The 10,035-nt window shown below is 74.1% G+C and carries 12 protein-coding genes, 1 tRNA gene and 2 pseudogenes; 5 read left to right on the top strand and 10 right to left on the bottom strand.

Translation table 11 applies throughout. The features are described from left to right. From ECOMGDLI_RS00285 to ECOMGDLI_RS00325, 9 genes and pseudogenes are all read right to left on the bottom strand, one after another. Nucleotides 1-519, bottom strand: a pseudogene (locus ECOMGDLI_RS00285) (hypothetical protein); the annotation flags it as partial. 86 nt (nt 520-605) lie between these two features. Further along, the gene (locus tag ECOMGDLI_RS00290) at nt 606-1,745 is read right to left on the bottom strand and encodes a cell wall metabolism sensor histidine kinase WalK (RefSeq protein WP_198954394.1); all 1,140 of its coding nucleotides are present in this window, start codon (nt 1,743-1,745) and stop codon (nt 606-608) included. After that, nucleotides 1,742-2,485, bottom strand: a complete 744-nt coding sequence (locus tag ECOMGDLI_RS00295; RefSeq protein ID WP_198954395.1) for a response regulator transcription factor — start codon at nt 2,483-2,485, stop codon at nt 1,742-1,744. Before ECOMGDLI_RS00295 ends, ECOMGDLI_RS00290 begins: the two co-directional genes overlap by 4 nt. Nucleotides 2,486-2,516: 31 nt before the next feature. Further along, nucleotides 2,517-3,293, bottom strand: coding sequence for a cytochrome c biogenesis CcdA family protein (locus tag ECOMGDLI_RS00300; protein ID WP_198954396.1), 777 nt, complete (start codon nt 3,291-3,293; stop codon nt 2,517-2,519). A gap of 34 nt (nt 3,294-3,327) precedes the next feature. Further along, a complete protein-coding gene (locus ECOMGDLI_RS00305) occupies nt 3,328-3,810 on the bottom strand; it encodes a thioredoxin family protein (protein ID WP_088312487.1) in 483 nt (160 codons plus the stop codon). Between the two features lie 85 nt (nt 3,811-3,895). Continuing rightward, nucleotides 3,896-4,654, bottom strand: coding sequence for a GGDEF domain-containing protein (locus ECOMGDLI_RS34230; RefSeq protein WP_158220799.1), 759 nt, complete (start codon nt 4,652-4,654; stop codon nt 3,896-3,898). Between the two features lie 621 nt (nt 4,655-5,275). Beyond that, nucleotides 5,276-5,524 (bottom strand): hypothetical protein, encoded by a 249-nt coding sequence (locus ECOMGDLI_RS00315; protein ID WP_143447379.1) that lies wholly within the window; start codon nt 5,522-5,524, stop codon nt 5,276-5,278. Between the two features lie 116 nt (nt 5,525-5,640). Continuing rightward, nucleotides 5,641-6,612, bottom strand: a complete 972-nt coding sequence (locus ECOMGDLI_RS00320; protein WP_158220800.1) for a GNAT family N-acetyltransferase — start codon at nt 6,610-6,612, stop codon at nt 5,641-5,643. A 132-nt stretch (nt 6,613-6,744) separates the two neighbouring features. Continuing rightward, nucleotides 6,745-6,817, bottom strand: a tRNA-Arg gene (locus ECOMGDLI_RS00325). A 155-nt stretch (nt 6,818-6,972) separates the two neighbouring features. Here ECOMGDLI_RS00325 and ECOMGDLI_RS00330 point away from each other — a divergent pair. The 3 genes from ECOMGDLI_RS00330 (at nt 6,973) to ECOMGDLI_RS00340 (ending at nt 9,076) form a co-directional block, all read left to right on the top strand. After that, nucleotides 6,973-7,428, top strand: coding sequence for a hypothetical protein (locus ECOMGDLI_RS00330; protein ID WP_143447381.1), 456 nt, complete (start codon nt 6,973-6,975; stop codon nt 7,426-7,428). 85 nt (nt 7,429-7,513) lie between these two features. Continuing rightward, nucleotides 7,514-8,113, top strand: coding sequence for a cysteine hydrolase family protein (locus ECOMGDLI_RS00335; protein ID WP_088312497.1), 600 nt, complete (start codon nt 7,514-7,516; stop codon nt 8,111-8,113). Nucleotides 8,114-8,158: 45 nt separating this feature from the next. Further along, entirely contained in the window at nt 8,159-9,076 is a 918-nt protein-coding gene (locus tag ECOMGDLI_RS00340) for a DJ-1/PfpI family protein (protein ID WP_088312499.1), read from the top strand. 36 nt (nt 9,077-9,112) lie between these two features. Here the strand turns inward: ECOMGDLI_RS00340 and ECOMGDLI_RS00345 are convergent, their stop codons facing one another. After that, nucleotides 9,113-9,517, bottom strand: a complete 405-nt coding sequence (locus tag ECOMGDLI_RS00345) for a PaaI family thioesterase (protein WP_088312501.1) — start codon at nt 9,515-9,517, stop codon at nt 9,113-9,115. Between the two features lie 93 nt (nt 9,518-9,610). On the opposite strand from ECOMGDLI_RS00345, the gene ECOMGDLI_RS34235 reads away from it, so the two are divergent. After that, nucleotides 9,611-9,766 carry a hypothetical protein gene (locus ECOMGDLI_RS34235; RefSeq protein WP_158220801.1) on the top strand — a complete coding sequence of 52 codons (156 nt, stop codon included), beginning with the start codon at nt 9,611-9,613 and terminating at the stop codon, nt 9,764-9,766. Nucleotides 9,767-9,845: 79 nt separating this feature from the next. Beyond that, nucleotides 9,846-10,035 (top strand): annotated as a pseudogene (locus ECOMGDLI_RS00350) (hypothetical protein); the annotation flags it as partial.

Below are 10,035 nucleotides of genomic sequence, written 5' to 3' on the forward strand. Positions count from 1 at the left end.
TGCTGGCACTGCCGGGCCGCGGCCGCCCGCCCCGCGGCCGCGACCCGGCAGTGCCAGCAGCCCGTGCAGTGTGCCGGCACCGGTGACCGCGGCCACCGCCGCGGCGGCCCACAGCGCGCCGGCCCGCGTCGGGTCCGCCGACGTCGCGGTGACCGCGGCCACGACGGAGAACGCGACGAAGCCGGCTCCCCCGGCCCAGCGCCGCGTCCGGGCGAGCAGGCCCACCCCTGCGCCGAGCCCGAGGGTCGTGAGCACGACGCCGACGACGAGCGCGGTCTTGTCGTGCCGTCCGAAGACGGCGACCGCGACGTCCTTGAGCGAGCCTGCGGCGAGGTCGACGAACCAGGACCCGACGTCACCGACCAGCGAGCCGCCGACGGTGAGCACGGCGGTGGTCAGCTCGCCGGCGCCCAGGGCCGTGCACGCCGCGGCGACGCCGGCGACCGCGGGGTACCACCGGGCCACCGTCGTGGTGCTGTCGCCGACCGGCGTCGTGGCCGGGGCTGCGGTCGAGGTCATGGCCTCACACTCGGCCGTCGCGGAACGGCGATCCATCGTTCCGGCGGTTCGGTAAGGCTTCCGTAACGGCCGGCAGCGCAGGCGGGTCAGCGTGCGGCGGGCAGCGCGAGCTCGAAGCGGCAGCCGGCGCCGCAGCGCGGGGTCACGTCGACCTCACCGCCGTTCGCCCGGGCCAGCCCGCGGGCGATCGCGAGCCCCAGCCCGCCGCCGACGTCCGAGGCAGGGGTGCGGGAGCGGTTCGCCCGCCAGCCCGGCTCGAACAGCCGCGCCACGTCCTCGGCCGGGATGCCGCCGCAGCAGTCCTCGACCCCGACGACGACCCGGCCGTCGCACGCGACGACGTCCACGAGGACACGCCCGCCGGCCGGGGAGTAGTGGACGGCGTTGGCCACGAGGTTGGACAGCACCCGGGTGACGGTCCGCGGGTCGACCCGGACGGGCGACACCCCTTGCGGCGGAGCGAGTTCCACGAGGACCCCCCGCCGCCGCGCGGCGGGTGCCACGACGTCCACGGCGCCGTGGGCGAGCTCGGCGAGGTCGACCGTCATCGCGTCGAGGGTGAGTGCGCCGGCCTGGATGCGGGACAGCTCGAAGAGGTCGTCGACGAGCAGCCCGACCCGGTCCACCTCGTGCAGGATCCGCTGCAGGTAGACGTCAGGGTGGGGCGCGAGGCCGTCCTCGAGGGCCTCGGCCATCGCGCGGATGCCCGCGAGCGGCGTGCGCAGGTCGTGGCTCACCCACGCGACCAGCTCGCGCCGTGACTGTTCCAGTGCGTCGCGTTGGATGCGTCCGCGGGTGAGTCGGTCGGCGGCCTCGACGAGGTCGTCGTCGATCGCGGCGAGCTCCGCGAGCCGGGGACGGTCCGGTCCGGCACCGGGAGGCGTCGGCGCGTCGAGGTGTGCGACTGCCGCCGCGCGGGTGCGCAGTCCGGTGACGTCCCGGACGACGGTACGCCCGGCGGCGACCGCGACCCCTAGCGCGATCGGGGTCACCACGACGGCGAGCTGCGCGACCACCGCGAGGTCGTGGTCCGACAGGAACATCGCCCGCGCGGCGCCGACCAGCCCGGCGACCAGGGAGCCCACCGCCACCGCCGCCACCCCGGCGAGGTCGGTCCGCACGGAGCGGCGCGGCAGGAACCGCAACGCGAGCAGGCCGGCGAGACCGACCGCACCCGACCACGCCAGGCCGAGCAGCGCCACCTGAACGGGCGCCGGCAGCGTCACAGGCCGGCCCACCGGTAGCCGACGCCCCACACCGTGACGAGCAGCGCGGGAGCGGCGGGGTCCGCCTCGACCTTCTCGCGCAGCCGCCGGATGTGGACGGTGACGGTCCCGGTGTCGCCGAAGTCCCAGCCCCACACCTCGCGGAGCAGCTGCTCACGACCGAACGTCTGACCGGGGTGCGCCATGAGCTGGACCAGCAGGTCGAACTCCCGCGTCGCCAGCGGGACGGGTGCGCCGGCGCGTTCCACCGTCCGCGCCGACAGGTCTACCACCAGCCCGCCGCTGACGATGCGCCGCACGCCGACGGCCCGCACCGGGTCCCCGGCCCGCCGTTCCGGGACCCGCGGCACGGACCGCCGCAGCACCGCCTCCACGCGCAGCACGAGCTCGCGCGGGCTGAACGGCTTGACGACGTAGTCGTCGGCGCCGGACTCGAGACCGGCCAGCCGGTCGGCCTCGTCCCCGAGCGCGGTGAGCAGCACCACCGGGAGGTCGGGCCGGGCCTCGCGCAACCGCACGCAGACCTCGAGCCCGCCCAGCCCCGGGAGCATCACGTCGAGCACGACGAGGTCGGGCGGAAGCCGGCGCGCCATCTGCAGCGCCGTCACGCCGTCCGCAGCACGACGGACCGTGTGACCGGCGCGGGTGAGGTACCCGGCGACCACCTCGGAGATCGTCGGGTCGTCCTCGACGACGAGGACGACGGACCCGCCGTCGGCTGGAGCGGATCGGGCGTCCACGCTCCCGCGCCGCACCGGCGGACCTGGCACCTCAGGTGCCTTCGGGCGGAAGGAAACCGGAGTCCAGGTCCCACGGCCGGACCGGCGAGTTCTCCACGAGCCAGGTCTGGACGGCGTGGTCGGCGCCGGTGAGGACGAGCAGCCCGACCCCGACCAGGACGAGGCCGAAGACCCGCCGGAGGCGGCCGTGCGGGTCGGCCGCCCAGCGCAGCCGCAGCACGGCACGGCGGCCGAACACGCCGATGGCGAGGAGGACGGCGCACAGCCCCGCCGTGTAGGCCAGCAGCAGCACGAGCCCCCGGCCGAAGGACGCCGGCAGCACGGTGACGACGACGTAGGCGTAGAGCGGGCTGCACGACGAGAACACCGGCCCCAGGGCCGCCCCGGTCAGCACGTCACCGAGCCGGCCCCGGTGCCGCCGCGCCGCGACCAGGCCGCCCGCGGACCGCTCGTTCAGGCCGAGCCGGCCCGACACGCCCTCCCACAGGCCCGGCCACGTCTGGGTCGCACCGATCGCGACGAGCAGGCCACCGCTGAGGACCTGCCACACCTCGCGGGGCACGCCGATGAAGGCGGTGGTGCCCTTGAGCAGCAACGTGAACGCGATGACGGAGGCACCGAGGCCGGCCGTCACCGCGAGGGCGCGTGACAGTCCGCGATCGGGCCCGTCGGCGTCCACGGGGCGACCGGCCACCAGGGGTGCCGGCACGGCCGGCACCGCCTGTACCGGCGACACCTGCGGCACGGCGGTCCGGCCGACGATGACGGGAAGCAGCGGCAGGACGCACGGGGCGAGCGTGGTGAGCATGCCCGCGACGACAGCCCCGAGGACGAGCAGCACGTCAGACGGCCCGCTTCGAGATCTCTGCGGCGCTGTGGGTCCCGGTCCACTTCGCCCGTTCGGCGCCGTCCGGACCGACGGCGACGAAGGTGTGCTGCTGGGTGATGCCGTACTTCGCCCGCAGGTCGGTCTCGGTGTCGAAGTCGACCTTGACGACGGTCAGGTCGGCCGGGATCGACGCCGGGTCCTCGGTGAGGTTCTTCTCCGTGAGACGGCAGTTCGGGCACCAGGACGCGTGGAAGAACAGCACGACGCGGCCGTCGGCGTAGGCCGTCGGGTCCTTCCTGTACGTCGCGTAGTCCACGTAGCTGCCCGCGCCTGCGGGGTCGGCGGCGGCGGGCTGGGATGACTGCGCGGCGGGCTGTGATGCCGGGGTGGTCACCGCCGCGGGAGCCGGGGCCGCCGCGTCGGCTCCGCCGCAGGCCGTCAGGGCCAGCAGGGCGATCCCGCATGCAGCGGTCCACGAGGTGCGCCAAGGGGTCATGGCGCCAGTCTGGTCGGTCGGACGGCGGAATTCCTTACGGATGCCTGACGGCGACTTCAGCCCGCCCTCACACGTGACCTGTCCCTCAGGAGTCGCCGGGCCAGCCGTGTGGCTGCTGGCTGGGACGGTCGTCGGCGGTGACGGTGTGCCGGCCGGCGCGCTTGCGCTCGTACATGCCCGCGTCGGCGCTGGCCAGAGCGGTCTCCAGCGTCGCGTCGGGAGCGACGGGAGCGATCCCTACCGAGGCGGACACTTCGACGGTCCGGCCACCGGGCAGCGGCAGCGGCACTCCCGACAGGCTGGCCTGGATCCGTTCGGCGGCCGACAGGTCACCCGGCGGGAGCAGCACCACGAACTCGTCGCCGCCCAGTCGCCCGGTGAGTCCTGGCGCGCCGACCTCCCGCAGGATCCGGGCGATGGCCTGCAGCACCTGGTCACCTGCCGCGTGCCCGTGCAGGTCGTTGACCGCCTTGAACCGGTCCACGTCCACGAGGACCAGGACCCCGCCGTGCTGCAGCGCGGTCGTCGCCTGCTCGATGAACCCTCGTCGGTTGAGCACCGCGGTCAAGGCATCGTGCGTCGCCTGGTACACCAGGTCGCGCTGCAGTGCCTCCCGCCGCTCGACCTCGTTTCGCAGATCCTCGTTCGCCTCGTGCAACTTGTGCGAGAGGCGCAGCCGAGGGACCGTCGTGAGAGGCGCCACCACGGCCGGCAGCACGAGCGGTGCCAGATACGCGATGTGGTGGGCGGCCCCGGCCGGGAACGTGATGTCGAAGATCCGGTACACGGAGGCGCACACGGCCCACGAGATCGACGCGTTGACGACCACCACCTGCACGGTCACGATGACCACGTTCCACCCGGACGGCTCGGACCAGGCGCGCTTCAACCGGGCGAGTAGCCGCATGCTCGGGGATCGGCCGCCGGACGGCACTCCTTGAGGGTCCGTACCGGTGACTCGAACCGAGAACCCGCCGGGATCTGCAACGCCACGGTCCCGCTGGGGGCTGTTGATGGCGATGGTGGCTGAGCGCAGCGGCCGGAGCCGGCGGACGACGTTGCGCAGCGCAGGCAGGTCAACTGCCTCCAGGTCCTGTGCCCCCGAGAGGGCGCACCTGTCGGGAGGAGCCGCCTGCTCCGGTCCGCGAGGTGGTGGGGGACGGCGTGGCCGCAGATCTGCGGCCCGAGCCAGAGTTCTTGACCCAGAGGAAGAATCCTCCTCCCCGGCCCTCCGCACCGTCGGCGGCCGACGGTCGCGGGGCGCGGCGTTCGAGCGAGCGGGCGCCATGGTCCCGGACGCCCTCGGTCACGCCGACCTGGCCGACGTCACCACGTGGTGCCACGACCTGCGTGCACAGCTCGGGCTACCTGCACGGCTGTGGACCGAGACCGCTCTACGCGACGGAGAACAGCGGCTACTGAACGCAGGACCCCGACGACGGATCGACCGGGTGACCTTCTGCGACTAGAGGTCGAGCTCGACGGGCACCCGGGCCTCAGCCTGGACCCACCGCCTCAGACGTCGACCCTCCGACGCGTGGCTCTCGGCATCTCCGGCGCCACGCCAGCCGTGCTCCCAGTGGCAGCGCTCCTCGAAGAACCGCTGCCAGGCCCGCAGTTCCTCGACAACGGCATCGGACAGTCCGAGCTCCTCCGGCGTGGCGCCCCACAGGGGCACGTCGCAGCCGTAGTCGTTCATCAGCCGCACGACCATCACCAGCCTCCTGACGCGCTCGCGGTGCGCGATGGGACGTCATGCTGCCCGTCACGGGCCGGACTCGCCTGCGAGACGTGCCGGACGGTGCCCGACGCCGAGGGGCGGGTCGTGCGTCAGCCCTCGATGCAGTAGTGGACCTGGGTGTCCTGGGTGACGAACCCGGCGCGCTGGGCGAATCCGAACGCTCCGCTCGAGCTGTCGGCGTCGACCCTGAGGCTGGCCCGTCCGTAACCCTGGTCCTGGGCGGCCCGGAGCGTGTGGGAGATCAAGGCGTGGGCGACGCCGCGCTTCCGGTAGGCAGGTCGCGTGCCGATGACCCCGAGGTACGCGTCGCGGATCCCGGTCGCCGCCGTGTCCGCCTCCCAGCAGACGGTCAGCACGATCCCGGCCGCCGTCCCGGTCCGGACGTCGCGGAGCAGGAAGCTCAGCTCGGGCCGGACGTTCGCGTTCACGGCCCACACCTTCCACTCCTCGGCACCGAGCCGGGCCGAGCCGTCGGTCTGGAAGGCATCGTTGCGGACCGCGCGGAACTCCTCGTCGGTCTCGGCCGTCCAGCCCTCGACCCGCAGGCCGTCGGGGACCGGGGCGACCGGTATGGCGGCGCCGAGCGGATGCCGCATGTGCAGGTTCCAGCGCGTCGCCGTCATGCCCGCCGCACGGTACAGGGCGACCGCCCCGTCGACATGCTCGCCGTAGACGGATTCGACGACCAGCGGGAGCGTGGGGTGGTGCCGCGCGTGCAGCGTCCGGGCGGTCTCCAGCCCGTGGCGGAGGAGCGTCGTCCCGAGTCCCTGACGACGACGGTCGGGGCGGACGGCGCCCGCAGCCTGCGTCCGGTGGACGACCTCGGCCGTCGGCTCGTGGTGGACCGCCGAGAAGCCGAGCATCGTCGGGCCGTCGAACACCGCCAGCGTGGCCGTCGGGAGGTCGATGATCGGCGAGCCCAGTTCATCGGCCGCGTCGTCCACGGTGTACCGCCCCCAGACGTGGTCCTCCGCGTCGACCGCGTTCAGGAGGTCGGCCATCGCCGCGGCGTCGGACACGGCCATCGGCCGCCACGTGAGGTTCGGCGGTTCGGCAGTCATGATCGCAACGCTATGGAGCCCGGGGAGGGCTGTCATCACGATTTCGGGCCTGGCGAAGGAGCGCGGCCGTCGGCCTTGGAAGACGTGCTCCCCGACATCGCTGCCCAGGCAACGGCGTTCACCGCGATCTTGTGCCCCCGAGAGGACTCGAACCTCCGACACACGGTTTAGGAAACCGATGCTCTATCCACTGAGCTACGAGGGCGTTGCTGCTCGGGGCGGGCTCGAGGAGCCTGCGGCCGGGCGGCGCCGGCGGGCCGGCGCGGTGCCAGGTTACCGGACCGGCCGGGGCGGCCGCCCGGGCGTGAGGGTTCGCTCGTTCGGGGGACGGCGGGTACCCGGTGGCGGGAGGATCTCGCCGTGAGTGACGGTGTGGCGGTTCTCCGGGAGCGGTTGGGGCTCGTCGCGGCGCAGAAGGTCGCGGCGCGGCGGTCGTTGCGGCTGTGGCGCGGGCTGTACTGGGCCGCAGGGATCGGGGCGGTGGGGACGGCGGCCGCGGCGGGGGTCAGCGCGCTGGGTGAGATCCTCACGACGGGGTGGGCCGCGGCGTTCGCGGCGATGTCGGCCGTGCTCACCGCGCTCGACAAGTTTCTCAACGCCGGTGACAAGGTGCAGCGGGTGCTGACGCGGCACACCCGGCTCTCCGTCGTGGAGTACGGACTCGCGGCGAAGGTCGTCGACGCGCAGTGGCGGCACGAGGCGCTCGACCCGGCGGACGCCGACCAGGTCAAGGCGTTCGCCGACTGGCTGGACGAGTCGGCGCGGGCCGTCGACGCGGAGGTCGTCGCGGTGTACGAGAAGGCACCCGAGCTCTGACCTCACGACCCCGTGACCGGATCGGTCCGGGACGGGGCCGGTCCGTGCCTGGCCGGCGTCCGGTCGCGCCGCGCAGGCTGAAGGCATGAGCAGAGCATTGATCGTCATCGACGTCCAGGACTCCTTCCTGCAGCGCGAGGCCTGGGCCGCCACGAACGCACCCGACATCGTCGAGCGGGTCGGGCGGCTCGTCGAGCACGCGCGCGACAACTCCGACCTCGTCGTCTGGGTGCTGCACAGCGAACCCGGCTCGGGCGGGCCGTTCGACCCCGCGTCGGGGCACGTGCGGCTCATGAGCGGGCTCGAGCCGCAGGCCGGGGAGCCCGTCCTCACGAAGGTCGTGCACAACGCGTTCACGACGACGAACCTCCAGCACCTGTTGACGCAGAACGAGATCCATGATCTGACGATCTGCGGGATCCGCACCGAGCAGTGCTGCGAGACGACGGCCCGGCTCGCGAGCGACCTCGGCTACCGGGTCAGCTTCGTCGTGGACGCGACGGCGACGACGCCGATCGAGCACCCGGACGCACCGGCCGGCCGCAGCCTCGCCGAGGTGCTCGCGGACCCGCTGACGCTGCAGTCCGACGAGATCGTCCGGCGCACCGTCTACGCGCTCGCCGGGCGGTTCGCGGACGTCGTCACGGTCGACGACGTGGTGGGGGTTCCGGCGGTCCTCGGCTGAGCATCCCGCCCGAGCAGCGGCACGGGGGAATGGCAGACTGACCGGATCGTGCGCATCGTCTTCCTCCTCGTCCCCGGCCTGCACCTGCTGGACCTCGCCGGCCCGGCGCAGGTGTTCTCCACGGCCGCCGACCTCGGGCTCGGCTACGAGCTCCACTACGTCGCCGAGCAGCCCGACGTCCGCACGTTCCAGGGGCTGCCGGTGACCGCGCGGACCGACTGGCCGGCGCTCACGACGGACGACCTGGTCGTCGTCCCCGGCTGGCGCTCGCCGCGGCTGCGCGGCACCGGGCACCTCGAACCGGCGTCCCTGGAACGACTGCGCCGGCACCACGCGGACGGCGGCACCGTCGCCAGCGTCTGCGCGGGCGCCGACGCCCTCGGCCGGGCGGGGCTGCTCGACGGGCGACGCTGCACGACCCACCACGACCTCGCCGACGAGCTCGCCCGCCGCTACCCGGCGGCGCACGTCGTCCACGGCGTCCTCTACGTCACCGACGACCGCGTCGTCACGTCCGCGGGCATCGCGAGCGGCATCGACCTCGCGCTGCACCTCGTCGCCGGCCGGCACGGCCCCGCGGCGGCGGCGAAGGTCGCCCGCGAGATGGTCGTCTTCGCGCGGCGCAACGGCGACGAGCAGCAGGCGAGCGTCATGCTGCGCCATCGCAGCCACCTCAGCGACGCCGTCCACCGGGTGCAGGACGCCCTCGACGCCCGCTTCGCCGAACGGCTCCCGCTCGCCGACCTCGCCCGCGAGGCCGGCGTCAGCGAGCGCACCCTGACCCGCCAGTTCGTCGAGGCGACCGGGCTCACCCCGCTGCGCTACCAGCAGGCGCTGCGGCTCGAACGCGCCGAGCACCTCATCGGGCACGGGGCGACCGTCGAGGCCGCGGCGCGCACCGTCGGGTTCGAGGACGCCCGGATGCTGCGGCGGCTGCGGGCCCGGGGCGCCGCAGCGGGGTAGCCCGCCTCCGCACCCGCGCGGGTCAGAGCCTGCGGGTCAGTTGCCGAGCCGCGACGCGTCCTCGATGTTCTGCAGCCGCACCTGGCCGCGCGCCACCGTGCGGCCCTGCTCGTCGGTGATCTCGACGACCCACAGCTGCTGGAGCCGGCCGCGGTGCACCGGGAGCGCGGTCGCCGTGAGCTTGCCCTCGCGGACGGCGCGCAGGAAGTCGGTCTGGTTGCTCACCCCGACGACGTTGCCGCGGTCGCCGAACCACATCGCGGCCGCGTACGAGGCGGCCGTCTCGATGACCGAGCAGTACACGCCGCCGTGGACGATGCCGTACGGCTGGTGCAGGTGCGGCTCGACGGTGAACGTCAGCACGACCTTGTCGGGCCCGACCTCGGGGAACTCGAGACCGAGCACGCCGTTGAACCCGGCGGTCGGGCTGGGCTGCGACATCGTGGTCCTCTCGGTGTCCGGCTGCTGACGTCGCGAGCCTAACGAGCGCGCCCGGCGCGCATACGACGGGACGTCGTGGGGCACGTCACGCCCATGCCCGACACCACGCACGGCCAGGACGACGCACCCCCACCCGCGACGGACGACCTCCCGAGGCTGCCCGCCCAGGCGGTCACCGAACCTCCCACCGACCCCGTCGAGGGCCGCGACCCGGCGACCCTGCCGCTCGACGACGTCGGCGTCGGCTGACCGGCGCGGCCCGGGGCCTCACAGCACCGCCACAGTCGCCCCCGAGGACGGGCACACCGGCCCGCCCCAACCTCGTGGCATGACCGACAAGGACGACACCCCGGACCAGGACGCCGGTGCGCCGGCGACCGCCACACCTCCCGTCGACGCGGCGAGACCGTACGACGCGACACCGCAGTGGGCGCAGGCGGCCCCGCCGCCCGCCGTCCCGCCGTCCGGCTACGTGCCGCCGACGGACGACCTGCCTGCGCAGGCGCCCCCGCCTCCGC

The organism is Kineosporia sp. R_H_3, from assembly GCF_002198675.1.
In the GTDB taxonomy this organism is placed as follows: Bacteria; Actinomycetota; Actinomycetes; order Actinomycetales; family Kineosporiaceae; genus R-H-3.